This is a genomic window from Bacillus sp. FSL W8-0640, from assembly GCF_038007725.1.
Taxonomy (GTDB): Bacteria; Bacillota; Bacilli; order Bacillales; family Bacillaceae_G; genus Bacillus_A; species Bacillus_A cereus.
The window spans coordinates 442,440-467,298 of the sequence record NZ_JBBOXT010000002.1; the positions used below are offsets into that span (position 1 = coordinate 442,440).

Below are 24,859 nucleotides of genomic sequence, written 5' to 3' on the forward strand. Positions count from 1 at the left end.
TACGTGAAATTAAAGTTATATAATCTTGGATTGATGGGTAACTAAAAGCAAAAATACTCAAGATCAAACAGGTCAATAATGTGCTATAATCTCATGTGTTGAGGTATCGATTGGAAAAAGATATCAGGCACATTAAATTAGAAAAGGAGAAGGAAAGATATGCCACTTATTGTTGACAGAGAACAGGTACGGCATGAAATACTGCATGCACTTCAGCAATGTTTAGAGGAAAAGCCTCTTCTAAAGGTTTCTATGCGAGATATCGCAGCAAAGGCCAAAATCGCTCATTCAAAAATCAACTATTATTTTAATACAAAAGAGAAACTTCTACTGGCTTATATCGAATTTTTTGCTATTTCATATAAAACGGGGATTGAGCATTGGTACATAAAGTATAAACAAAATAACGCCAATCTCAACGAAAGTTCACAAACGATAGTAAAACATTTCATCAAAGATATGGTTTTGATAAGTCATCAAAAACAATCGTGGGCTTTCACGCAAATAAGCACTATGGGTCAATACAATATGGAAATAAGGTCTGCAATCAAAAATGTTTATAACGATTGGAGAGAGTCCATCAAACGTGTTTTGGAAGAGGTTTATCGAGGCAAGGATGACCACATGGTATATAAGGCAGAAGCAGTTTTAATCATTATTGATGGGCTTCTTATTTATTCACTTCACGAAAAGATAGATGAGTCAAGAATAGATGCTGTGCTAGCAAATATTACGCTATGATCTTTTTGATTATTCAAAAAACATTGACGAAACTTGATATGAGTAATATGATTTATTTAGTCCAAGTGGACTAAATAAATCATATTGGAGGTCGCTTATGTCAAAAATTACTGTAGTTGGTTGTGGTGTTATGGGAATCGCTCTGATTCGCGCGTTTATGAAAGCAGGTCATACTATTACCATTGTCGATAAAAATCCCACGGCAGCCAAGCCATTTGTAGCTGAAGGAGCTACGTTCAAATTATCATTGGATGACGCTCTAGATTGCGATTTCGTTCTGTTAAACTTACCAGATTATAGGATAGCAATGCAGGTTATTGAACAATGCAAATCGAAAGCTATCAAAGGGAAAATCATTGTAAACACTACTACAACAACCCCAACTCAAGCCCAAATTTTTGAGCAAATGATTAAAGACAGAGGCGCTATCGCCCTTGAAAGTGTGATTATTTGTTATCCTCACGATATTGGCACACATCGCGCATATCTTGTATATTCTGGCCCCAAGGAGGCTTTTGACCTAATTGAAGATCAACTTTCGGCACTTTCTTCGCCACATTTTGTTGGGACAGACATTCGCTTTGCAGAAATAATTGAGATGAGCACGTCAGCTCTGCAATTCGGTCTTTATTGGTTTGCCCTTCTAGGTTCAGCGCTTTGTATACGAAACAAATTACCTATCTCCGAGTATTGCAAACATATTAAGGCAGCGCTTCCAGTGGTGGGTCACCAACTGGTTACCCACTTGCCTGATAATCTAGAAAACTACACTGGCAAATTCCAAGATGTTACCGTCGCATCCTTGGATGTTCATGCGCATGGACTCCAAACGGTAATGAAAACATTAGAGGATAATAACATTGATACCAGTGTATGTGAAGTTATGGAAAATCAGATGAAAGCAGCTATTGATGCAGGATATGGAAAATGTGATTTTGAAGCAGCAATTACTCAATTATTGAAATAAAGAATCTTCTTGAATCATCCTTGATCTTACATACATGATTCAACCGGAGACTAAAAATAATATACTAACTACTGTATAATAATTGATTAATTGCAGTGATACCTACTATCAAAAAGTTAACTGAATTGGTAATGATTTATAATTTAGAGATGATTGTGTTATAATCTCACCAAATTACTATTAATCTAACGAAATTAAATTACCCTCAACTGAAAAATACGCTATTCTTTCTGTAGAATCATAGGAAAGGATGGCTTTTTTTCTATCTAAAATGTAGGAGGAGCATCGTTTGTATTTTAAAAATGTAAAAAGTTTTCGACATTTATTACTTAAGTAGGTAAACTAATAATGTAAAAGGTTTTTGACAAAATTAGGGGTGATGTATATATAAATGGAGAACGTAATTCGGATTTTACGTAAGGAGAAAAAACTTTCCCAAGATGATTTAGCTAAATTATGTCATGTTTCAAGACAAACGATTAATGCGATAGAAAATAATAAATATGATCCTACATTGGAACTTGCTTTTAATTTGGCGAAAAATCTTGGTGTAACAGTTAATCAATTGTTTATTTATAAAAGCTAGATGAGGAGAAAAAACAAATGAAGAATGGAATTAATATCTTATTTACTATTTTTTACATTTTGATTATAGGTTTACTTGCGCTTGAGTGGTATCAGAAGCAACAGCTCTCTATCACCACGTTATTTGTAGCTACGCTCATTTTGCAATCATTATTCATGAAGAGAATTTTAAAAGATAAAAAAGAGAATGATCATGTTATCGATGAAATGTTTTTACATATCAGACAGAAGAGCTTATCAATTTGTTGTTTTATAATGTATGTATTAACTGTAGGTATTTTATTTATAACAGAAGGAACATGGAACTTTAACCATATGCATAACAAACCGTTAATCTTTTTAGTCTTTTTATATCCTATCGTTTACCAAATTATCCATATATTCGTTGGAAGGCGTAATTCTTAATTTGGATGCATAAACAATAAATTTATTTGTAAAGGAAAGATTAGAATGGAAATTATTTTAATAATTATTTTAGTCGGAATATTTAGCTTATTTACACGCAACTTAGCAGGGGAAGGTGAAGGATTATCAAAGGGCGATGAACGTCAAAAAATAATATTTAAGGATGCTTCCATTACAAGTTGGCAAGTTATCCTTTTTTATGCTTTAGTACGTCTATTGGCAATCACACCATTTATAAAGCATTTATTTGTTAATGAAAAAACATCCATCCTTTTATCCAATTCTTTTTTTACAAATGGTGGAGATATCTTAGTTGTCGGTTTATTAGGATATACGATAGGGATTTTTGGTAGTTATATAAAGCGTACGCAAATTTGATAGTAGAGGTTACGCAACAGACCCATCTAGCTAACATTTTGAAGCGCCCCCAAAAAGAAAATTTGGTCTTTTCATAGGTGTATATGAAATTTTAGTCCATTTTTTCGTTTTGGGGTACTTGCTTTTCTTATTGTATTTAGAGTAGGAACTTTTTAATATAGCAGAAAAAATAATGAAGTATTTATCTTTAGTTTGCTAACTCAAGTTTTATATGTTTGAATTTTAATAAGTTTCATTAATAAAAATAGTTTAGACTATAGAATAAAGCATTAGACTGTTAAAAAAAAAGCAAAAAGGGAAGAACCACCAATATTCTTCCCCTTTTGCTTTTAATTAGGGTTTCTATATTAATAAATATAGAAGATTATAAAATGTTGGATGCAACAGTTTACTCTTGAAATTATAGCAAAAGTGACAGGTGTTTTTTATGCAATATTGCATAAAAAATTATTGTTTATCAAAGATACTGTCTCATGATAGACGATTCTGATACAAAAACTTAAGGACCAGACTCTGGAGAAGTATTACTAAGGGAAAATAATTAAGTGGTATAATGTGATGCAAAAACTTCTAGGGTAAATCGTATTTTTAATAATTAGCATAAGTAATCCCTTAAATAAAAAATTCAGGTATGAGGGGGTATTTTTTGAGCCTTTGCCATATCTCAATAGGAAAGAATAAGTATATCGAGTTTACATTAATTCACAAACAAACCATGTATTGATACTAAAGTGAACATTGCTTATTATTAAATACAAAAGGGGGCTACTATTATGTACAACTCAAAAAAAAGAATCGCCATTATTGGAGCTGGTCCAGGTGGATTAACTCTTGCGCGTATTTTGCAGCAAGCAGGATTTGAACCTTTGATTTACGAACGTGAATCTTCGTCAACTGAACGGTCTCAAGGAGGAACGCTTGACTTGGAAACTCATACAGGTCAAAAAGCTCTACGAGTGGCTGGACTGATGAAAGAATTTGAAAAAGTTTGCCGTTATGAAGGGCAAGAATTAAGGATTATGAATAAGAATGGTCACCTTCGCTATAAGAATGATTTCCAGGATAAAGAGGAAAATTCCAGGCCCGAGATTGACCGAATGGATTTAAGAAATTTGCTATTAAATTCTCTACACCCCAATTCCGTTCAATGGGGCTATAAGTTAATTCAGGCTGTCCCTGTAGCAAATCATCAATATGAACTTCAATTCGAACATGGAGAAAAAGTTACTGTGGATCTTGTCATTGCAGCTGATGGTGCTTTCTCCCGAATTAGACCCCTGGTAAGCAAGGCCAGTGCAAAATACTCTGGTATTAGCATGATTGAATTAAGTATAATGAATGTCGCTGACCAGCATCCAGACATTTTAAAATTTAATGGCAGTGGCTCCATGTTTGCAATGGGGGACAATAAAACACTTGTGGCTCAAGTAAACGGTGACGGTAGAATTCGCATCTATTTAGGGTTCCGAACGAATTACAATTTTTTAGATGAATGTGGCATTCCCTTTCATGAACCAGAGAAGGCTAAAAAAGAATTGTTGGAATATTTCGATGATTGGTCAGACGATTTAAAAAAATATATTTTATGTGCGAATGGAGAAATAATCCCTAGAAGAATCTATATGCTCCCTGTGCATCACCGATGGGAAAATAGATTTGGAGTTACGCTTATCGGTGATGCCGCTCATTTAATGTCTCCTTTTGCTGGTGCTGGAGCAAATTTGGCCATGCTGGATGGCGCAGAGCTAGCGCTGTCCATCATTAATCATTCTAATTTGGATGATGCAATTAAAATCTATGAAGACAAAATGTTTGCATACGCTGGAGAAATGGCAGCCATTACTCAAGCCAACTTAGATATGTTTTTCTCAGACCGTGCAGATGAAAAATTGGAGGAGGTTTTTCGTGATATCCAGTATTGATACATTAAAATTTGCGCAGAAGAATTAGTAAAAATATTTTGTTAGTTGTAGAAAGTAGTATTTAGTAGAGAGACATAGTGTTTTATGTCACTCTACTTTTTTAAACATCTTTTGTAGATTTGAAATAAAGTTATGAAGTTTCTTATATAAAGGTAAAATTACCTTGTGATAAAGCAAAATGAAAAACACAAGGAAACCATCGTATTTTTTATTACGATGGTTTTCTAAACGGATGAAAGCCCTGGATAATTAAGGATGAAGAGGATATTGTAACATACATTTTGTATTACGTAAAATATGCAAGTTTGATTAATAAAAATGTATGAGTTGATACTATTCGAATTGCCTTCTTTCTAAACGTTAAATCGCCTCACGTTTCTTCTCATTATTGATGTTCGTATAGATACTGGTCACCTCGACAGAAGTATGACCAAGTTAATCATGTAACAATGCCAGATCCTTATTTTCTTTATAGTGATTTATAGCATAGGTATGGCGCAGTTTATGAGGGCCATGCTTCTCATCAAATGCACTTAAATATTTATCATTTAACTTCTTTATAGCTCTAACAGTTAACTGCGTATATTTCCTTTTATAATTTGTTACGAAAAGTAAGTCTTCATCTTGAGGGCAGTTATATTGATTCTGATGCAAAAATTTAAGGACCATTGCAATGAATCTATAAATCTTGGACATACTGATACTATTACTTTAGAAAGAGTGCGTGATTGGTATGGAAAAGAAAAATGTATTCAAATGAAAGCATTCTCAGTCTTATTTTGTTAACGGTAAGATGGTACCTACGGTAAAACCTCAGTTTTCGTGATTCATTGGAAATAATGGAGGAACGGGGCTTATCTATTTCTTATATAACGATTATCCGTTGGATTCATCAGTACAGTTCTAAATTCGACAAACGAATCCGATATCACCTAAAAAAATAAATGACTCCTGTAGAGTCGCTGAAACCTATATCAAAGTTAAAAGTCAATGGAAGTATCTGTATTGTGCTGTTGATTTTAAAGAAAATACAATCGATTTTTACCTAAGCAAAACAAGAGACCTGAAGACTGCAAAGTGCTTTTAATCAAAATCAGATAATATTTAACAAACTTTGCAACAGAACCAAATTGTTTATTTATATAAAAAAATAGGAAACAATGATTCTAAATCATTGTTTCCATTTAAGAAGATTATTTGGCACTTTAAAATATGAATAGACAGCATGTCAGCAACATAAAAAAACGATATAACAATACATGTGGTGGCCGACTTTTATTTCTTAGAAAGATTTTATAACGGTTTGGATAGATCCTGTTTCATGATTAAAACAAAATGAAATTTTAATACTAAATTATGTTTATAACAAGAAAGTGAGGGGATTTTTACTATGGCGGAGAAAAAAAGCAGAAGTAGACATTTGATTGATCCAGAAATTATCAGGGCAGTTGATTTAATACCAACAAACGCACTTACCCAATCTACCCTAATGGAATCACGTAAGAATCAATCACAAATGATGCCACAAATAGATATAACACAGATGTTCCCTGTCACATTTGAAGAAAAGGTTGTGCCAAGTTATTTTGGTGGTCCGGATATTCGAATAGAAATCATTAAACCAACCCAATCAAAGTATTATAGAATGCCCTTATTTTATTCGATCCATGGTGGTGGAATGGTTTTAGGAAGCCCAGCCGTTGATCGTTCAAGCAATGCATCATTAGCTGTACAACATGGTTTTTGTTGTGTATCTGTGTATTATCGCCTGGCACCTGAGCATATTCAGCCAAGTCAACTCGAGGATTGCTATTCAGGGCTAAAATGGTGTATTGAACATGCGGAGGAATTAGGAATAGATACGCAGAAAGTTGCTCTTGCGGGTAGCAGCGCTGGCGGCGGATTGGCAGCTGGATTAGCCCTATACATTCGTGATCAGAAGGAATTTGAAATCCATCATCTAAGACTAATAAGGCCAATGCTAGATGACCGTACGAGTATTGCACCAGAGCATCCCTATGCAGGGGAATTTATTTGGACAAAACAAAGTAATTATTTTGGCTGGAAATCCGTATTAGGGCATGAACTAGGTCTGGAGGAAGTAAGTGAATATTACGTACCTGCACGTGCAAAGTCATTGGCTGGGTTACCACCGACTTATATGAATATAGGTACCATTGATTTATTTATAGACGAAGCCTTAACATTTGCGAAACAACTGATTTTTGATGGTGTTTTAGTGGAATTACATGTCTACCCTGGGTACCATCATTTGTCTTCTATGTTTCCAGATGCACATTTTTCAAAAGAAGATGCTAAGTCAAGAGAACACGCCTTACTGAAAGCACTGAAGTTAATTTGATATTAATGGTGAAAGTGGTTGCTGTTAGAGGAAGTTTAACAACATAGTTATTAAAATAGTAAATGAAAAGAGTACACAGATAATTATGCTCTTTAAAAAATAAATTTTTATGAGGGAAGAGTGTAAATTAAATAATAGAAATTATTCATTGTTTTTATAAAGAGAAGAGTTCATAGCAAACTCTTCTTTTTATTACGTTTCAAAAGGTACACCCTTTGGTTCGCTTTTTATTATTACGTGTTCAAAGATATAGAGAGCATTTGATATGCCTATAAAAGTGTACCTTTATAAAGGGTTTTGAGTTGGAGGTTAGTAACTAGAAACGAAATCAATTTTTTATTAATTTATAATTTTATTAAGGAATCAAAAGGCCCTATACTTCATTGAAGTATAGGGGGAGAGAGTACAATCAATCAGTTATTAGTTTCGAATAGATACTTAAATCGATGAATTTTCCATTTGATTTTTCACTTTTTCTTAGCGTTCCTTCTAATGTAAATTTTAATTTTTTTAAAACACTTATGGAATTTAGATTTTCAGGTTCAACTTTTGCTTCAATACGGTTTAGCTTTAAATTAGTAAATGCATAGTCTAATAAAGCGGAAATTGCTTCAGGTGCATATCCTTTGCCCCAAAATGCTTTTGAAATATCATAACCAATCTCAGTTTTAGAGTTTTCGAAATCTAAGAAATTATAACCACATGAACCAATGATTTGATTAGATTTTGCTTCGATAATAGTAAATCGGAGCGCTTTATTGCTTTGAGCCAGCTCGTTTAGAAATTTAATCATGTCTTTTGCTTGATCCTCAGTTGTGAAATTAATAATATTCATGAATTTCGTAACATCTGGATCAGACCATATTTTAAATAAGCTTAATGAATCGGATTCTTCTGTTTTTCTTAAATGTAATCTTTGTGTGTATAATTCTGTAATCAATACTTTTACCTCCATTATATTGGTGATGGGTAGATTAAAAATATTGATATCTGCGCATAATTCAGCCCTTTCTACTCTTAGTTATTTTTTATTATACATGAGTGAAATAGAGAGAGGGAATTATGTGATTTTTATATCTACTTTGTTTCTTAATTGTTTTTTCCATTTAATAGCACAGGTGATTTCATTAAAATGAAAGGAGAAAATCTTTACCTTCACTTCAAATATCAGTACGTGATTGATATTAGTAATAATAAAGTTAATTAAACTTTAGAGGGGGAACAATAATATGGCAAAAGTTCTAATGTTTAATTTTCCAGGAGAAGGACATATTAATCCGACAACTGCACTTGTCGAAGAACTAATAAAAAGAGGCGAGGAAGTTATTTACTATTGCGTAGAAAAGTATAGAAGTAAAATAGAGAATACAGGAGCTTTGTTTCGACCATATGAAAATTTCATATTACAAATAGACATGGTAAAAAGAATGAGTAGGCAAATAGATTCTCAAGAACTATTATTACACATGGTAAAATCCATGGATAAAATAATAGAGATAATTTTAGAAGAAGTAAAAGAAGAATACGATTATGTTATATATGATAATAATTTTGCTGTTGGATGGATTATAGCAGAAGTATTACAATTACCTAAAATTTCTTCATGTACAACATTTGCCATTACTAAGAAGATGGCCTCTACTCTTATGAAAAATCATGGAGAAGAAAATAAAAAATCTCCTTCATATCAGGAAGTCATGTATATTTTAAAAAAATGGGAAGATATTTATGGTATTACCCTTAATGAAAGACAAAATGTGATGACATGCCCGGGGGATATTACAATTGTATATACATCAAAATTGTATCAACCAAATGTAGAGGAATTTGATGATTCTTATATATTTGTCGGGACTTCTATTGCACAGCGTAAAGATGTAGATACTTTTTCCTTAGAACAGGAAAAGGGAAACAAGCTTGTTTTTATTTCTATGGGAACAGTATTTAACAAACAACCTGACTTTTATTACACATGTTTTGAAGCATTTCGAGATAGCCCGGTTACTATCATATTAGCTGTAGGGGAACAAAATGATATTAGTCAATTAGGAAATATTCCTTCTAATTTTAAGCTATATAATTACGTTCCTCAATTAGACATTCTACAACATACGGATCTATTTATTACACATGGGGGAATGAATAGTTCCAGTGAAAGCTTATATTTTGGTGTACCTATGCTAGTTATCCCAGTTATGGGAGATCAGCCTATAGTTGCTCAAAGAATAGAAGAATTAGAAGCCGGAATCCAGTTAGATCGTAATTTGCTTACTCCGGAAATATTACGTAATACATCAATGCATGTGTTATCAAATAATATTTATACAAAAAATAGCCATAGAATTGGGAAATCTTTAAAAAATGCTGGGGGGTATAAGAAAGCAGTCGACGAAATTGAAACCTTTAAATTTAAAATGGGTATTAATTAAAGTAAAACTACTGTGATTTTAAAAATGAACTATGAAGATGCGCTATGTGGAGGGAATAAACGTGAAGAATTTAGAACAAAAATATCAAGAAACTAATTATCTACAATCTTATGAGAAAAGTCTAAAATTATGGCCAACTAGTTCTTCATCTTATTTTGTAGAAACATCTCAAGGAAAGACTCATATTATTGAAAGTGGTAATAAATTAGCACAACCTCTCGTATTACTCCATGGATCGAAAATGAGTTCGACAATGTGGTATCCAAATATTTTACACTGGAGTAACCATTTTAGAATAATGTGTATTGACATTTTAGGCGATAAAAATAAAAGTGTTCCCAAAAAAGGCTTTACAGATCGCTTAAGTTACGCACTATGGTTAAAAGAAGTACTACATACATTAGAAATTCATAAAACAAACATTGTAGGGTTGTCATATGGTGCTTTGCATACTGTTAACTTCTTGACATTTTTTCCAGAGAAGGTAAATAAGGCTGTAATAATGAGTCCTGCAGCAACATATATTCCTTTTCATCCTTTGTTTTTTTCCTATGCTTCAGGAATGGTAAGTAGTAGGGAAGGAGTAGTAGAATTTTTAGATTGGATTTTTGATAATCGGTACACTATTCATCCTTTTATTCAAGAACAATTGATAGCAGGAATGATGTGGAATAATTCAGTAAAAAGTGAAACAAAAATAGAACAGGGATTCCCATATATTTTTACAAATCAAGAGTTATCCGAAATTAAAACGCCTATGCTATTAATGTTAGGAGAGAATGAAGTAATGTATAATCCAATGGAAGCTTTCAAATATGCTGAAAATTCATCAACCAATCTAACTATAGAATTGGTGAGGGATGTAGGTCATTTGATGTCTATGGAGAACCCTCAGTATATAAATAACCTTATATTAGATTTTTTTAATGATTAAGGCGTTTCTAGTATCACATTGCAGATGCTACATTAGCTGGACCACTATAAGAACTGTAGTAGCTATACTAAAAAAATAGATTTTTAGTTAATATAGGATGCTTGACCTTTCTAATCCAAAAATAAAGGTACCATAGCAATCAAACTTGCTATGGTACCTTTATTTTTAGCATGGATTGTCAAAGTCATACTTATGAGATTTATGAGAGAATCGATTGGTGGGAGACTAGCATATCTATCTTGTCTATTTTTTATGTACTATGTATTTAAATTTGTTACAGAGTAGAAAAGCATCTTAGGATGTCTTTTTTTATAAATAACATTAATGTAGTATGTAAAGCTATACGCTCACACAAGATTACATGTATTTAGTTTTGTAAATTTATATAATTTCAGTTTGGATTTTATTGTCCAATTAAGTTCCAAAGATTAGATTTTCTTGTCTAAAAAGTATCCATTCTCATGTCTTTGTATATCCTTGTACAATAGGAGGGGAGTTTACTTACACCACACCACTTAACTTTTCGTTAAACTTAGATTTAACGAACTCTTGAATGCTGAATTCTATCTCTACTAGGGGGAGCATAACACATTGATATTAAGTTAAAATTTATAAATCTAAAAAAGGTAGAAAGATTTATTTTCTACCCTTCTTATTATTTATAAATATTTACTGTTGTTCTAAATTTCTTATATAAGATTTTACAGCTTGCAATAAGAATTCTTCCTGTCCCATACTTGCGTCCGCTGCCATTTGCACTATTTTTTGCTTGAATTCATGATCTGCATGAAAAGTTAATGACTCTACATTACTTTTAAAGTAAATACCTTCTACATGTGGAAGGATCGTGCCAGATTTCATATGAGAATGTAAGTATTTAATCTCCTCTTGAAACTGCAATGGATCAACTTGTAATACGAAAGGTTTAATTTCTAATTTGATAGTATCAGATGAAATACTCAATCGCATATTTGTGACACCTAGTTCTTTATAAAATAAATTTATTAGATTATAGGTGATGGAATGGAATAGCTGAGGTTTTTTAAATGAAAAAGATAAATACCCTCGTTTCGTAATTACCGCTTGTTTATGGAAAGACTCAAAGGAGTAATCATGTTCTTTATAAGTGGATAGAGAGAATATTTCTTCGTCTTCTGTAAGAATCTTGCCGTCTGCTCCATTGATCTCTATTACCCTAGCTGTTTTTCCGGTATGTTGGTGTGTTAATAATTGATAAAGATAAATTTCTTCTTCTTGAATCTTAGTAATGAATGTTTTTCGCTCTTTTGATGTAGTTTTTTCATAAGTAAGTTGAAAAGTTTCAAGATCATCTTTATCAATGATATATACTTCTTTTCCACGTTTTTCAATCTTTGAAGCAGGTAATTTACCAGATTTGATATAGGTAAAAACTGTAGATGGTGCTACATTGAGAATTTCAGCTGCTTCTCTTGTACTATATCCTTGAACCTCTTCAATATTTTTTAAACGTTCAATATCCTCTAAATAAAAAATCTTACTACCGAATTGCTTCCAGTTATCTTTATATACACATTCTATTAATCCATCTTTTTCTTTTTGTAAAATTGTTTGTACCGTTACTCCTAATAAGCCGGCTGCCTCTTTTGTCGTTACAGTAGGTTTTGTAATGAACAATAAATCTTGTGTCATGAAAGGACACCTCCTTAACTATCGTTTGCTAGTATTTTAGATATGTATATATCATATCAGAATATGATATATATTTAAAACAAGAACTAGAATTCATTAAAGTTCTTATACATATTTATGATTTAAAAATACTTATAATTCTTTTTATATTTTAATGGGTTTTTATATTTTGTTTTATTATAAAAATAATTTTACTGTTAAATAGCAAATGATTAAAAGATATCTACTTTCTAATAAATTATAAAAAAAATATAAGTATAAGTAAATAGAGAAGAATGTAGCATTCTTACAGAAAGAATATGAATTATCTTTTGTATAATGGATAGAAGTAAAATAAAATGGTAAGTAAGGATTATAAAGAGAGTTATACTCATAATCTTCAATAGGAGAGGTGGATTCGAAATATGAATAAACAAAATGAAAAAGAGAACTTACCTATAACAATGAATCAAAGTGAAGAGATAGATACATATGTAGAAAATATAAGAGATATGGTTCCATTCCTGCATGATAGTCGTTATGTAGATAAGATGGAAGAGAAGATAGAGGTTGCAGAAAAAGAGGGGAAGAGTAAATATACGTATTTAAGTGATTTGGAAGTCATTTATCATTTCATACATTTACAAAAAGATATGGATGAGAAGAAGAATAGAAAAGAGGATACGAAAAAGAGTTATGTTTCTGAAATCTTATCATTTTGTCAGTGCATGGTGCAGCATGCAGAAGCATTCGAATTGAATGGGGAAGAGGTACAGCAAAATGAATCTTTATTAAAAACATTGCAGCCTTGGCATATTCGTAAATATAATGCTTGGTTGAAGCGGGTAGAGAACGGTAGGAACGGGGATACATACGCGGTCGCAACTCTTGCGAAGAAAACAGTGCTCATTCGTTCTTTTCTAAAACATCTTCATGTTTTTTCATATATCGAGAAGCCTCTTCATGAGGAACTGCAGCGCGCTAATGTAAATGAACAGGATCGACCAAATCGGGACCTATCCTATGATGAAGTAATGAAAATTTTAGGGTTTTATAAAGAACAAGGGCATTTAGTGAACTATACAATTTTACTAGCTCTAGCAAGTACTGGTGCAAGAATTCAAGAATTGTGCACCGCGAGAGTAAAAGACTTACATTATGACGGAAAGTATTGGTTAAAAGTCACAGGAAAAGGAGATAAAGCACGTGAACTTTTCATTCCTGAGTATTTATTCCAATGTATAAGCGAAATGAGACGGAGAAGAGGATTCCAAACTATATTGGATCGGGGAGATGAATGTCCTTTATTCGTAAATCAAAGAGGAAATTTTTATAATCCAAAAACGTTATCAAATCAGGTAACAGATATGATAAAAAAGACAAATTTAGAGTTTCTAAAGTATCGTGAAAATCCTGTAACGGCACATACATTTCGCCATGCATTTGCAATCATGGCAGTTGAACAAGGAAATGCGGATCTATATCATTTAATGCAAACACTGGGTCACGAAAATATCCAAACAACAAAAATCTATTTAGAGAAGCATATGAAAAGAAAGAATAATGTGGGGACTTCATTTGCGGATATGTTGATGTAAGATTTTAATATAAGAACCTAATTTTATTATGTATTTTTTATATGATTAACAAGGGTTATATCCGTATAAAAAACAATAAGAAAGTATTATTTTATTCTATTGATAAAAAATTACATTCAATCAAAAATACTTTTGTAGTTAAGTTTAGTGACAGCTTGTAAATTAGAAGCTACACTTGGAATAGATACATTAGCACGTGTGATTGGCTCTGTCGGTGGAGAAATTACAAAGCGTTTAGTTCGAATGGCTGAAGAGCAATTAACAGGACAATACAGAATACACTAAGATTAAAAAATAAAAGGAAAAAGGGTCCGTAAAATGGAATTTTTTTCTTTTTATTTGCATGTAATCCAAAAATTAATTTTTATAACTTAAAAACGACCTTTCAGATTCCTTTATAAGAGGTTTTATTCAATAAGGTAATACAATAAGGGCTAAATTAAAAATAATCCATTACAAGTAGATTAAGAACTATTTAACATATTCTTGTTATATTTTATTATTTTTTACTAGTTTATTAAAAATTTATAATTAATGAAGTCATCTCTTTAATTAACCATTGATATTGATCGATAAATAAGTGGATAACAAGGATAACTAAGGATAAAACAGTGCCTAAAGAGTAATTAAAAATAGGAATTTCTTCAGTTTTAGAATAAACCACCGTATAAAAAATAACGTATTAGTAAGATAAATGATAAGATTCCTACAACAAGAAATATAATTGAATTTGCAATTGGTGGTAGTGACTTATTAATTTCTATAATGTCCGTTGAAATAAATCCAAATAATATTGCATTCCACATGCCCATCAACTTAAGAAAGCAGATCAGCCCCAAAACGAAAAAATGAGCTTTTTTATTACAAATTAGCACAAAATCTTGTTCTGGGATAGTTGTATTTTCTTAGGTTGATAGCGATGGGGTCACACCACATTGCCATCAACCTAAGAAAACAGTTCACCCCCAAAACGATAAATAAGCTTTTTCGTTACAAGAAATCCTAAAAATTTCGTTCTGGGGGTGTAATAAAACTTTGGGTTGATGGGCATGTGTCTGTGCCCCTAATTTAAGATGATGTCGTACTTCCTCTTAAATCAGATCCGACTATACTTATTCTAACCTTCTACCTGTTAATAAACTTTACAACAGAACCCTAATTTGCAAGCTAGCGGAACAAATCGAAATATCATGCTTTCCCATCAAATAACAAACAGCAACAGTACTTTAAATTTAATTCTTAGGATATCGCTCTTTTACAAGTTCTTCGATGTTAATAGCTTTTTTAATTTTTTCTGATGATAACCAAGGTGTATATCTTGTTCCATTCTTAGTTTGTAAGTATATCTGAAATTTTTTATTATATAGTTCTTCTTTAAGGATTGTGGTTATCTTGATTAAATCTTTAATTACAAGGGGATTATTTTCAAATTCATTACTACCGGTATTAATAATTAAATTCACCTTATATCCTCGAACATCCATATATTCCAAATTTGCATAAGTAATACCTTGTAATTCAAAACGATTGTTTTGAATTGCAATTAATCTCTCTTCTATTTTTGTATGATTTTTAATCCAATTTTCCAAATAAATGTCTATCGTATTGTTCATCGTTTTTTTCATTGTTAATAACAGCTCTTCTTTTGTTATCATTTTTTGCACATTTTTAAAAGGTCCACCTAAAGATTTTCCATTATAATCCTTAATTTCAAGTTCTGTTATCTTTTTATTATTTTTCTGGATGAGTTGAAATAGAGTATATAAACGATCTAATTCTACTGATTCAAATTGGCTAAAGTCAATCTCGTTACTCATTTGCAAAGTTAATAATAATTCATTAGTTGGTTTTCCTTCATCTGACCTTCTATCCTCTGACAAATATTGAAGAGTGTTATCAGTTTTAGTTTCCACGTACCCTAACTTTTTTATTTCTTCTAGAGTTGGTTGGAATTTCTGATATGCCTCATATGTTTTTTTTCCATATTTGTATTCATCACTTTTTATGGATGAATAGAAGAGACCATCTACCTCTACTCGAAATTGAATATTTTTATTATTCTTTACTTGCACAGTATGGTATGCATGTCCCATATTATTTTCATTTAAAGGGCTCATATGTGTTACAACAACATCGATTCCGTGTTTTTCTTTTATATATTTTTGTACCTCATCTTCATTAACTTGATTACAACCACTTAAAAATATGAAACATACTACTAGCAATATTACATTTTTCATGCTTTTCATATAAGCACTTCCTACGTAAGGTTAATTATTGAATATGCAGCACACTGCAAAGCACTCTTTCCTTAGTCGTATACTTCAACTTTTATATAGTGTGAATCTTAAATCATTTAAGTTCTTGACGTTCCCATCTATACTGCTTGGAACATTACTGTCTTAAATATATAACTTATTTGTTTCAAGGTCTTTCTCAGTTCTAAAAGCATATGGTTCATTGGGCAAATATCTAAATTGTACATTCATACCATGAGACCTATTTTACTATAAAATAATGAAAAAATACGCTATTCTTTCTGTAGAATCATAGGAAAGGATGGCGTTTTTTATGTCTGTTTCTGTGTCTAACGAATTACAACTATTTGCTCAAGAGATTCAAAGTGCCCTATCTCCAAATGCCTTACGAAATCTTGCTAGAGATGTTGGCTTTGTACAACGAACCAGTAAGTACCGAGCAAAAGATTTAGTCGCTTTATGTGTATGGCTGAGCCAAAATGTAGCTATGACTTCTTTAACTCAGTTATCTAGCTGTTTAGAAGCATCAACAGAAGTACTCATCAGCCCTGAGGGCTTGAATCAACGATTTAATAAAGCGGCTGTTCAATTTTTACAACACCTATTAGCTGAACTACTAAACCAAAAACTGACCTCATCTATGCCAATTTCTTATCCATATACTTCTGTTTTCAAGCGTATTCGTATTTTAGATTCAACTGCATTTCAACTTCAGGATATATTTTCATCAATTTATCCTGGTGCGGGAGGATGCAGCCATACAGCGGGAGTAAAGATACAGCTTGAGTATGATTTATTAAGTGGACAATTCCTTCATATTCATACAGGTCCAGGTAAACAACATGATCGAACCTACGGTTCCCTGTGTGCCCCAACTGTAACAGCGAATGATTTATGTATCCGAGACTTAGGTTATTTTCATTTGAAAGATCTTCAACATATACAAGATAAAAAGGCTTATTATATCTCACGTATCAAATCGAATACACGTATTTATCAAAAAAATCCAAACCCTGATTATTTTCAAGATGGCAGAATTAAGAAGGGTACAGAGTATATCCAAATAGATATGGAGGTTTTAATGAATTCTCTTCAGCCAGGACAAACATATGAAATATCCGACGCTTATGTGGGAATGACTGATAAAGTACCAGCTCGTATGATTGTTCATCGACTAACAAAAGAACAGCAACGAAAACGATTACATGATCAAACGGTAAGAGAAAAAAAGAAAGGAATGAAGTATTCTGCTCGTAGTAAACGACTAAGCGGTATCAATGTATATATGACAAATACCCCTATAGATATTGTCCCGATGGGACAAGTACATGATTGGTATTCTTTACGTTGGCAAATCGAGATTTTATTTAAAACATGGAAATCATTCTTTCATATTCATCATTGTAAAAAAATAAAACGAGAACGATTGGAATGCCATTTGTATGGGCAACTGATTGCCATTCTACTTTGTTCTTCTACCATGTTTCAAATGCGGCAATTACTTCTTATGAAAAAGAAACGAGAACTGAGTGAATATAAGGCCATATATATGATTAAAGATTACTTTTTTCTTCTTTTCCAATCGATACAAAAAGACACCCAAGAGCTATCAAAGGTATTACTTCGCCTGTTCAACCTCCTACAGCAAAACGGGAGAAAATCTCATCGATATGAGAAGAAAACAGTCTTTGATATATTAGGTGTCATTTACAATTGTACCATGTTTGATAATCAAGCGGCTTAAATCAAAAAATTGAAACCCATTAGGGTTTATTTCGTATGCAAATCTTTAAATTCCCTACACGTAGCTTTAAAAAAAGAAACAACCTCTACTATAATTAACGTTGTATGGGCTTAACTTGATAGCGATGTGGTGTGACCCCTAAATGCTTTGAAAATCCTATCTCTTGTGTTGATAAAAACTGTAGAAATATAAAACAGAATATTCCATCTTATTTTTATAAAACTTCAAATTATTTACATATTTAGGGAATAAAGTTATGTTTGTGATGATATACAATAAATGGAGGGAAGGGATCTTATATGTTTAAAAAAGTAACTTTAGGGATTTCATCGTTAGCAATCACTACATTTGTAGGTTTAGGAATGGCAACAGAGGCATCTGCTGGTCCTGCAGCACCATTATCTTCATTAAACGTTGTACAAGTAGAGTCTGAGCAAGGTGGGATAGAGACTATCAATACTAATAGCTTTAGTACAACAAGAAACCATGGGGGAAGTTACCTATATATTTACACAAAAGAGATTGGGTATGGACAAAATCCAATTGCAAAAATGAATGGTTCAGCAGTAAAGAGTATTGGATCAACTGTAATTGGCGGCAACCCAATTGTTGGTTGGTATTATAAGTGGGATGCATCTGGACATCAACAGGGGACATTTGAATATCAAAAAACCTCTATTAATTTCCCATTCAATACAATGCGTACTTCACTTTATATACAATAAATAACCAGAGATAAATTGTAGGAATAACTATTAAGATACGAGTTCTTATGGGGTTGTTTATTCTTTGAAATGAATACTATTTTTATAATGATATTTTTCTTTTGTTTTATAACTATGTTATCCATTTATAAAAGTTCATAGTCATGATGGCTTTACGTATCTATATAAACATAGTTTTGGAGAATGGATACCTCTTACTATAGGGTTCTTTATAGTTTGGCAGAATCAAAAAAATTTAATAGGAGATAATTAAGGACTCTGAGATTTGATACAAACAAATTAATAAATAATGTTCAATAAATAAGTTTGTTCCTTTGGTATGGCAACCTTTAATTTTTAAAAAATACAGAATAAGAGGAGTTTTAATATGAAAAAACAAAGTCTAGCTATAGCTACTATTCTATCATTAAGCTTAACTGTATTTGGTGGTACTACATCTACATTTGCGATGAGTGAGCCAAACGATAATGTGACGGTTCAATCTACATCAAGATATATAGGAAATATACCGTCAAAACCCAAGGACTGTAATAATGTAGACAAATATAAGCTGTGTACAAACAAAGAAGAAGCTGATGCTTGGGGGAAAAAACAATTTAATAAGTGGAGTAAAGAAGAGAAATCTGCCATAAGAGATTATACAAAAAATGCAAGACCGTATAATGAATTTTTAAGAATGCATGCGGGTAAATTAGATTCTGATCCTACAATGAAGAAAAAAATTGAATCCTTAGATAAAGCATTAAATAGAAAAGAGGCAAAAGTGAATGACAATATAAAAGTGTATCGAGGGGATGATGCATGGATTTTTGGAAAGGAGTATGATAATTCCATAATAAAAAACGGCAAGGTTGATAGGGAGAAATTCAAGGAAATACAAAAAAAATTCCAAGGAAAAACAACAACAGAATTTGGGTATATAAGCACTTCTATACTTATTGATGCCGGATATGCCAAAACAAGACCAGTTATGACAGAATTTAAGGTAGGCTCTGGGACTCATGGTGCTTATATGAATTCAGATGACTTGACTGCGTACCCAGGGCAATACGAATTATTATTGCCAAGAAATACCGTCTATAAAATTGAAAAAATATATATAGCTATAGATAACAATACCCAAAAAGAACAAATAAAAGTGGAGGCTACAATTAAATAAATCTAATGAAGTTAAATTTTTAAAAATAAAGTGATTCAGAATAACTATATAGATCCGAATACGCAACGCATGTAAATAATCCAAATAAAAACCGTAAGGATTTCTAATCTTTACGGTTTCTATCATTTTAGCCAAGAAGACTCCTTCCTCAAGGAGCGTGAAGAGTTACAGCCCAGTGAGTAGGCGGGAGATGAATTGGCTTCGAACAAGGGATGGCAGGGATCCATCCTAATTGTTCGACATATATAAAATGTTACTTTGCTATCTATCGAATATATTTTAGATAAGTTTAATTTGATATTCTTGAAGCCAGCTATTCACTTGAAGTAGATAATCAATTAAGCCTCTAGCCTCATTACCATTAATGATTTCATCTGTACCTAGTGCAATTGAACGAACCTTTTCTACGTTAATAAGAGGTAGAATAGGAGAGGTATTATCGTTTAATACATCTAGCATCCATACACTAATTCCTTGTAAATAGGCGTTATCTTTTGTACTTGGATATGCACTTTTTTTACGATAACATACATCTGTGGGAAGAACAGTCTGGAAAGCTCGACGTAAAATTCCCTTTTCAATATTATCGATACTTTTTATTTCAAACGGTACATTCCAGAGATATTCAACCAGTCTATAATCACAAAATGGAACACGTACTTCAAAACCTGTCATCATGCTAGTACGGTCTTTTCTCTCTAACATAAAAGGTAGGAAGCGTGTAATAAACATATAAGACATTTGACGTTGTTTTGCTTGTAAATCATTTTCTCCTTCTAAAAAGGGTATTTCATTTACAGCTTCTTGAAAACGTTGTTTTTGATAGTTGATAGGATTTATTTTTGTTTTTAAGTCTTCTGATAAAATTTCTGTAATATAAGAATAGTTTACATTCCAAGGGAAAATATCCGCTTTTAAAAACTCTTCTTGATGGAACCAAGGATATCCAGAAAAAACTTCATCTGCTGATTCTCCTGAAAGGGCTACTGTAGCATCTTTTTTCATTTCTTTAAAGAGAAGATATAAAGATGTTTCAAGTTCCCCAACACCTGGTAAGTCACGAGCCCTCATTGGAATTAATAAATTTTCAATGAGCTTTTCAGATCCTAATTCAAAAGAATGATGTTGTGTTCCAACATGCTCAGATACACGTTGTACCCAAGGTTCATCCCGATCACGGCGAAGAAAATCTTCTTCGAAATCTCGTTCTTCATTTGTAAAAGTTAGAGAATAAGTATGAAGTGTCTTTCCGATTTGTTTGAATTCATTTCCTGCTAACCCAGTTAAACCACTGGAATCTAAACCTCCTGATAACATAGTAACCACGGGTCTATCGGCAACTAATTGTCGTTTCACTGTATCCTCTAAAATAGATTGAATTGTATTAACTGTAGTATTTATATCATCTGTATGTGGTTTGCTTTCTAGTTTCCAGTATTGCTTACTTTCAGTTTTATTAGTAGTAAACAGAATGTAGTGTCCCCCGCGCACTTCATGTAAATCTTTAAATACTGCATGACCAGGTGTTCGCATTGGACCAAGACAGAAGATTTCGGAAAGTCCTTTTGTATCTACCTCTGCTTGTACATTTGGATGAGAAAGTAATACTTTTATTTCAGATCCGAAGATAACCGAATTATCACGTTGTGCAAAAAAGAGTGGTTTCACCCCTAAATGATCACGGGCTAACATGAGTCGTTGCAATTTCTCGTCCCAAATACCAAAGGCGAAAATCCCGTTAAGGTGTTGTACACAATCCTCTTTCCATTCTAGATATGCGTGTAATAATACCTCGGTATCTGATTTTGTTTGAAATACATGGCCCAAATGCTCTAGTTCAATACGTAGTTCTTGGTAGTTATAAATTTCTCCATTAAATGTTAGTGAAACAGTTGTCTCCTCATCCTTATACAACATGGGTTGTAGACCACCTTCAGGATCAATTACAATAAGACGACGGTGACCAAAAGCTGCATGTTTAGAGAACCAAAATCCTTCTGCATCTGGTCCACGATGTATAATAGAATTTGTCATGTTTTTTAAAGTTTCTTTTTGTTTAGAAAGGTCCATTGACCAATCAACCCATCCCGCTATTCCGCACATATATAATACCTACTTTCCATTTGATTAGTAAACATCATAGTATTTCTATAAATTTTTTGTTTAGTAATAAGTTTTTAATCATATTAATAATGCTTATTTAAATGATGCATATCCTTGATTTTTCGTTGTTTTTAGTTGCATTGCCTGCTATCTGGATACCAGCTAATAGGTGTATCAACAATTGCTTGTGCAATTGCAAATATCTGTATTCCATAATCGTCTTACTCTAAAGTTGCTGATTTTGTCATCATAATAACAGCACCCTTTGAAACAGGATAAACATAAGTACCTATTGATGCTAGAAAACTAAAAACAGAGGCAATATTAATAATTACACCATGAATATGTAATTCACACGTTTTTTAGCGGTGCCAATAATACCATAGGTTCCGCCGTGTTGATTGATATAAATGATACGATGTAATCATTCAAGTCATGTTCTAAAACAGCAGTGGGATAGCCAATACCGGCATTGTTAAACATAATGTAAATTCTTTCAAAAGCTTGAACAGTTTTTTCTATTAATCACTCAGTTCCTTTAAACTTTGAAACATTTGTTTTTATAACAATCGATCCTCCAGCATTTTCCTAGATGGCTATAGCGGTTGCATTACCTAGCTCCACATTAAAATTAGCTATTACAACTTGATTTCCTTTTGAGCAAACTTTTATGTAGTTTCTTTACCAATTCTTCTGTCTCGACCAGTGATAAAAGCGACTCTTCTCGGGTTTAGTGTTATCCATCTCCTTTATTTTTATATAATGAATGTTAAATGTGTTTATACAAAATTGTTATTAATTGAAAGATTAATAACAACTATCTGTATTGTAACTCTATTTATAATTCATTAAAATTTAGATATATTTACTAATAATTAAGTAAATCTTAATAAAGGGAGTATTAAGATGAATTTTGAACAAATGGAGTATATCGTAGCGGTAGCGAATACTGGATCATTTACTAAGGCTGCACTCCAGTCTCACGTTACTTTATCAGCAATTAGTCAATCTATTTCCTTGTTAGAAAATGAACTGGGAGTAAAACTCTTCGCACGTTCACGAGGGTTGGGGGCAGTTCCGACTTCCGAGGGGAAATCGATTATAAAAAAAGCTAGTGATATTCTACTGCAAGTAAAAGAATTGAAAGAAGAAGCGCAAATCTACAATCATACTTTAAACGGGGAGTTAAGAATTGCGACGATCCCTGGGCCTATGCATGTACTAATAAATATAATTTCGACATTCAAAAAGGAGCATCCTTATGTAAATATAAAGGTTTATGAAAAAGATCATAAAAAAATACTAGAAGACCTTCAACAAGGCGAGATTGATATTGGATTTATTGCATCATCAGAGAAGTTTAGAGAGAGGCATAATAATTTTACATTTAAAAAAATAATAGACGTTAAAATAGTTGTGGGAGTTAATAAAAATTCTCCACTTGCATTAGAGAAAATCCTTGTACCAGAACAGTTAATAAATCAGGATTTGGTTTTATATGATGATGAATACATTCGGGATAGCATTAATAAGTTATTTTCTAAGTATGGGAATGTGGATATATTATTCATCTCTAATAATACGCAAGCAATAGAAAATGCAGTGAAGCAAGAACTTGCTATTACAATTGGATTGGATTATTCATTCAAACATAATCTATTAAATAATCAAAAAGAAATGGTTTCTATTGTATTAGATGTACCTAACCTTGAGCCTCTTTCTTATGGATGGGTCCTTAGTAAAGACAAGCAACCTTCAAACATACTATTGAGGTTCATTAATAAGCTTCAGTTTGAGTAGAAGATTGGTTTAAATTGCTTAGTAGACGGTATAAATGAACATTATTAAAAATTAAGCTATTATTATCCAATACATTAAATTAATTAGGAGAATGTAGTTAAATCTAACATACGAATCCGCTTGAAAATAGAAGTATATGGAGAAGGAATCGACATATATGAGGTCATTTTTTACTTAGTAGTTCGGCTAGTAGGTGTTGTAAAAGTTGGATGGCCGTTTTATTAAACCATTGATTCAGTCCCTCAGGGCAGATGGGTAATTCTGTTGCTGCTTCTAAATAGCTAGATAACTGAGTTAAAGAAGTCATAGCTACATTTTGGCTCACTCATACACATAAAGCTGCTAAATCTTTTGCTTGGTACTTACTGGTTCGTCGTATAAACCCAATATCTCTAGCAAGATTCCGTAAGGTATTTGGAGGTGAAAAACTTTGAATCTCTTGAGCAAATAGTTGTAATTCGTCAGACACAGACATAAAAACGCCATCCCTTCTTATGATGCTACAGAAAGATTAGCGGATTTTTTCATTTTAGGGGGCATTTTATTTTGTTAGATTGATAGCAATGGGATAGCATCACACATCCATCAAACTAAGAAAACAGATTAACCCCAAAACAAAAAAATCCTTCGCATATTATGTGAGTGAAAAAGAGAGATAAAGGTATTTTAACCTTATCTCTCTTTTTCTATATTAATTTATTTTCAGGTAAGGAGTTGATTAGTTATTACTATTAATAAGAACATGAAGAAGTGTTGATGCCGGTTGGAACTGTGGTAAAGGTTGAGGGGGGAATCCAAGGAAATAGCAGAGATGAGCATGATAATTTGGCGCAGGGTTATTAATCCATCTTCTATGAAATTGTGGGATTATATAAGCTTTTATTATCCTGGAGATTTTAAAATAAAAACCACCTAATTATAGAAGTGATTTGAACGTAAGGAAATTGTAAGAAATGGATAAGAAAAAAGAAATTTTTATTGTATAGGATACAAATATAGAGAAGCTTAAAAGAGAGAGGGGAAATAGGATAAATTTATACGAAAAACAAACTAGTAATAAGAACATTCTAAATGAAAAAGTAATTTATGGTACTAACAT

General features: G+C 32.2%; 20 protein-coding genes and 4 pseudogenes. 16 read left to right on the forward strand and 8 right to left on the reverse strand.

Annotation, left to right across the window (positions count from 1 at the left end; all coding sequences use genetic code 11):
• Nucleotides 1-159: 159 nt before the first annotated feature.
• From N2V80_RS29370 to N2V80_RS29395, 6 genes are all read left to right on the forward strand, one after another.
• The gene (locus N2V80_RS29370) at nucleotides 160-741 is read left to right on the forward strand and encodes a TetR/AcrR family transcriptional regulator (protein ID WP_061655159.1); all 582 of its coding nucleotides are present in this window, start codon (nucleotides 160-162) and stop codon (nucleotides 739-741) included.
• Between the two features lie 97 nt (nucleotides 742-838).
• The gene (locus N2V80_RS29375) at nucleotides 839-1,708 is read left to right on the forward strand and encodes an NAD(P)-binding domain-containing protein (protein WP_061655158.1); all 870 of its coding nucleotides are present in this window, start codon (nucleotides 839-841) and stop codon (nucleotides 1,706-1,708) included.
• Between the two features lie 391 nt (nucleotides 1,709-2,099).
• Nucleotides 2,100-2,294, forward strand: coding sequence for a helix-turn-helix transcriptional regulator (locus tag N2V80_RS29380; RefSeq protein ID WP_061655157.1), 195 nt, complete (start codon nucleotides 2,100-2,102; stop codon nucleotides 2,292-2,294).
• A 17-nt stretch (nucleotides 2,295-2,311) separates the two neighbouring features.
• A complete protein-coding gene (locus N2V80_RS29385; RefSeq protein ID WP_061655156.1) occupies nucleotides 2,312-2,698 on the forward strand; it encodes a hypothetical protein in 387 nt (128 codons plus the stop codon).
• 45 nt (nucleotides 2,699-2,743) lie between these two features.
• Nucleotides 2,744-3,076, forward strand: a complete 333-nt coding sequence (locus N2V80_RS29390; RefSeq protein ID WP_061655155.1) for a hypothetical protein — start codon at nucleotides 2,744-2,746, stop codon at nucleotides 3,074-3,076.
• A gap of 773 nt (nucleotides 3,077-3,849) precedes the next feature.
• Nucleotides 3,850-4,998, forward strand: a complete 1,149-nt coding sequence (locus tag N2V80_RS29395) for an FAD-dependent oxidoreductase (protein ID WP_061655154.1) — start codon at nucleotides 3,850-3,852, stop codon at nucleotides 4,996-4,998.
• A 360-nt stretch (nucleotides 4,999-5,358) separates the two neighbouring features.
• Here the strand turns inward: N2V80_RS29395 and N2V80_RS29400 are convergent.
• Nucleotides 5,359-5,643 (reverse strand): annotated as a pseudogene (locus N2V80_RS29400) (tyrosine-type recombinase/integrase); the annotation flags it as partial.
• Between the two features lie 88 nt (nucleotides 5,644-5,731).
• Between N2V80_RS29400 and N2V80_RS29405 the strand changes: the two are divergent.
• A pseudogene (locus N2V80_RS29405) lies at nucleotides 5,732-6,082 on the forward strand (DDE-type integrase/transposase/recombinase); the annotation flags it as partial.
• 306 nt (nucleotides 6,083-6,388) lie between these two features.
• Complete coding sequence (locus N2V80_RS29410; protein ID WP_061655152.1) at nucleotides 6,389-7,360, forward strand: alpha/beta hydrolase fold domain-containing protein; 972 nt, start codon at nucleotides 6,389-6,391, stop codon at nucleotides 7,358-7,360.
• A gap of 409 nt (nucleotides 7,361-7,769) precedes the next feature.
• Here N2V80_RS29410 and N2V80_RS29415 read toward each other — a convergent pair whose 3' ends face one another.
• On the reverse strand, nucleotides 7,770-8,300 hold the full coding sequence (locus N2V80_RS29415; RefSeq protein ID WP_000627284.1) for a GNAT family N-acetyltransferase: 531 nt from the start codon (nucleotides 8,298-8,300) through the stop codon (nucleotides 7,770-7,772).
• A 289-nt stretch (nucleotides 8,301-8,589) separates the two neighbouring features.
• Between N2V80_RS29415 and N2V80_RS29420 the strand changes: the two genes are divergently transcribed.
• Together N2V80_RS29420 and N2V80_RS29425 are read left to right on the forward strand one after the other, a co-directional pair.
• The gene (locus N2V80_RS29420) at nucleotides 8,590-9,789 is read left to right on the forward strand and encodes a macrolide family glycosyltransferase (protein ID WP_061655151.1); all 1,200 of its coding nucleotides are present in this window, start codon (nucleotides 8,590-8,592) and stop codon (nucleotides 9,787-9,789) included.
• Between the two features lie 61 nt (nucleotides 9,790-9,850).
• On the forward strand, nucleotides 9,851-10,723 hold the full coding sequence (locus N2V80_RS29425) for an alpha/beta fold hydrolase (RefSeq protein WP_253859335.1): 873 nt from the start codon (nucleotides 9,851-9,853) through the stop codon (nucleotides 10,721-10,723).
• A gap of 669 nt (nucleotides 10,724-11,392) precedes the next feature.
• Here the strand turns inward: N2V80_RS29425 and N2V80_RS29430 are convergent.
• Nucleotides 11,393-12,394, reverse strand: a complete 1,002-nt coding sequence (locus N2V80_RS29430; RefSeq protein WP_061655149.1) for a helix-turn-helix domain-containing protein — start codon at nucleotides 12,392-12,394, stop codon at nucleotides 11,393-11,395.
• Between the two features lie 404 nt (nucleotides 12,395-12,798).
• Here N2V80_RS29430 and N2V80_RS29435 point away from each other — a divergent pair, with 404 nt between their 5' ends.
• The gene (locus tag N2V80_RS29435) at nucleotides 12,799-13,971 is read left to right on the forward strand and encodes a tyrosine-type recombinase/integrase (RefSeq protein ID WP_061655148.1); all 1,173 of its coding nucleotides are present in this window, start codon (nucleotides 12,799-12,801) and stop codon (nucleotides 13,969-13,971) included.
• Between the two features lie 168 nt (nucleotides 13,972-14,139).
• Nucleotides 14,140-14,256 (forward strand): annotated as a pseudogene (locus tag N2V80_RS29440) (small, acid-soluble spore protein, alpha/beta type); the annotation flags it as partial.
• A 365-nt stretch (nucleotides 14,257-14,621) separates the two neighbouring features.
• Here N2V80_RS29440 and N2V80_RS29445 read toward each other — a convergent pair.
• Both N2V80_RS29445 and N2V80_RS29450 read right to left on the reverse strand, forming a co-directional pair.
• Entirely contained in the window at nucleotides 14,622-14,777 is a 156-nt protein-coding gene (locus N2V80_RS29445; protein WP_253859332.1) for a hypothetical protein, read from the reverse strand.
• 426 nt (nucleotides 14,778-15,203) lie between these two features.
• Entirely contained in the window at nucleotides 15,204-16,220 is a 1,017-nt protein-coding gene (locus N2V80_RS29450) for a hypothetical protein (RefSeq protein WP_061655147.1), read from the reverse strand.
• 322 nt (nucleotides 16,221-16,542) lie between these two features.
• On the opposite strand from N2V80_RS29450, the gene N2V80_RS29455 reads away from it, so the two are divergent.
• From N2V80_RS29455 to N2V80_RS29465, 3 genes are all read left to right on the forward strand, one after another.
• On the forward strand, nucleotides 16,543-17,973 hold the full coding sequence (locus N2V80_RS29455) for an IS4 family transposase (RefSeq protein WP_061655146.1): 1,431 nt from the start codon (nucleotides 16,543-16,545) through the stop codon (nucleotides 17,971-17,973).
• A gap of 299 nt (nucleotides 17,974-18,272) precedes the next feature.
• Nucleotides 18,273-18,698 (forward strand): DUF4879 domain-containing protein, encoded by a 426-nt coding sequence (locus N2V80_RS29460; protein ID WP_061655145.1) that lies wholly within the window; start codon nucleotides 18,273-18,275, stop codon nucleotides 18,696-18,698.
• A gap of 367 nt (nucleotides 18,699-19,065) precedes the next feature.
• A complete protein-coding gene (locus N2V80_RS29465) occupies nucleotides 19,066-19,857 on the forward strand; it encodes an ADP-ribosyltransferase (protein ID WP_061655144.1) in 792 nt (263 codons plus the stop codon).
• 279 nt (nucleotides 19,858-20,136) lie between these two features.
• On the opposite strand, the gene asnB is transcribed toward N2V80_RS29465, so the two are convergent.
• Together asnB and N2V80_RS30605 are read right to left on the reverse strand one after the other, a co-directional pair.
• The gene (gene asnB, locus N2V80_RS29470; RefSeq protein WP_061655143.1) at nucleotides 20,137-21,960 is read right to left on the reverse strand and encodes an asparagine synthase (glutamine-hydrolyzing); all 1,824 of its coding nucleotides are present in this window, start codon (nucleotides 21,958-21,960) and stop codon (nucleotides 20,137-20,139) included.
• Between the two features lie 221 nt (nucleotides 21,961-22,181).
• Nucleotides 22,182-22,304: an SDR family NAD(P)-dependent oxidoreductase gene (locus tag N2V80_RS30605; protein WP_071732328.1), complete on the reverse strand. Its 123-nt coding sequence runs from the start codon at nucleotides 22,302-22,304 to the stop codon at nucleotides 22,182-22,184.
• Nucleotides 22,305-22,866: 562 nt separating this feature from the next.
• Between N2V80_RS30605 and N2V80_RS29475 the strand changes: the two genes are divergently transcribed.
• Complete coding sequence (locus N2V80_RS29475; RefSeq protein WP_061655142.1) at nucleotides 22,867-23,760, forward strand: LysR family transcriptional regulator; 894 nt, start codon at nucleotides 22,867-22,869, stop codon at nucleotides 23,758-23,760.
• A gap of 89 nt (nucleotides 23,761-23,849) precedes the next feature.
• Here the strand turns inward: N2V80_RS29475 and N2V80_RS29480 are convergent.
• Nucleotides 23,850-24,235: pseudogene (locus tag N2V80_RS29480) on the reverse strand (IS4 family transposase); the annotation flags it as partial.
• Nucleotides 24,236-24,859: the final 624 nt, after the last annotated feature.

What these genes read in the sequence shown, in the direction of transcription:
- N2V80_RS29370 (WP_061655159.1), top strand. Translation starts at nt 160, where the DNA reads ATGCCACTTATTGTTGACAGAGAACAGGTACGGCATGAAATACTGCAT.
- N2V80_RS29375 (WP_061655158.1), top strand. Translation starts at nt 839, where the DNA reads ATGTCAAAAATTACTGTAGTTGGTTGTGGTGTTATGGGAATCGCTCTG.
- N2V80_RS29380 (WP_061655157.1), top strand. Translation starts at nt 2,100, where the DNA reads ATGGAGAACGTAATTCGGATTTTACGTAAGGAGAAAAAACTTTCCCAA.
- N2V80_RS29385 (WP_061655156.1), top strand. Translation starts at nt 2,312, where the DNA reads ATGAAGAATGGAATTAATATCTTATTTACTATTTTTTACATTTTGATT.
- N2V80_RS29390 (WP_061655155.1), top strand. Translation starts at nt 2,744, where the DNA reads ATGGAAATTATTTTAATAATTATTTTAGTCGGAATATTTAGCTTATTT.
- N2V80_RS29395 (WP_061655154.1), top strand. Translation starts at nt 3,850, where the DNA reads ATGTACAACTCAAAAAAAAGAATCGCCATTATTGGAGCTGGTCCAGGT.
- N2V80_RS29410 (WP_061655152.1), top strand. Translation starts at nt 6,389, where the DNA reads ATGGCGGAGAAAAAAAGCAGAAGTAGACATTTGATTGATCCAGAAATT.
- N2V80_RS29420 (WP_061655151.1), top strand. Translation starts at nt 8,590, where the DNA reads ATGGCAAAAGTTCTAATGTTTAATTTTCCAGGAGAAGGACATATTAAT.
- N2V80_RS29430 (WP_061655149.1), bottom strand. Translation starts at nt 12,394, where the DNA reads ATGACACAAGATTTATTGTTCATTACAAAACCTACTGTAACGACAAAA.
- N2V80_RS29435 (WP_061655148.1), top strand. Translation starts at nt 12,799, where the DNA reads ATGAATAAACAAAATGAAAAAGAGAACTTACCTATAACAATGAATCAA.
- N2V80_RS29445 (WP_253859332.1), bottom strand. Translation starts at nt 14,777, where the DNA reads ATGTGGAATGCAATATTATTTGGATTTATTTCAACGGACATTATAGAA.
- N2V80_RS29450 (WP_061655147.1), bottom strand. Translation starts at nt 16,220, where the DNA reads ATGAAAAGCATGAAAAATGTAATATTGCTAGTAGTATGTTTCATATTT.
- N2V80_RS29455 (WP_061655146.1), top strand. Translation starts at nt 16,543, where the DNA reads ATGTCTGTTTCTGTGTCTAACGAATTACAACTATTTGCTCAAGAGATT.
- N2V80_RS29460 (WP_061655145.1), top strand. Translation starts at nt 18,273, where the DNA reads ATGTTTAAAAAAGTAACTTTAGGGATTTCATCGTTAGCAATCACTACA.
- N2V80_RS29465 (WP_061655144.1), top strand. Translation starts at nt 19,066, where the DNA reads ATGAAAAAACAAAGTCTAGCTATAGCTACTATTCTATCATTAAGCTTA.
- asnB (WP_061655143.1), bottom strand. Translation starts at nt 21,960, where the DNA reads ATGTGCGGAATAGCGGGATGGGTTGATTGGTCAATGGACCTTTCTAAA.
- N2V80_RS29475 (WP_061655142.1), top strand. Translation starts at nt 22,867, where the DNA reads ATGAATTTTGAACAAATGGAGTATATCGTAGCGGTAGCGAATACTGGA.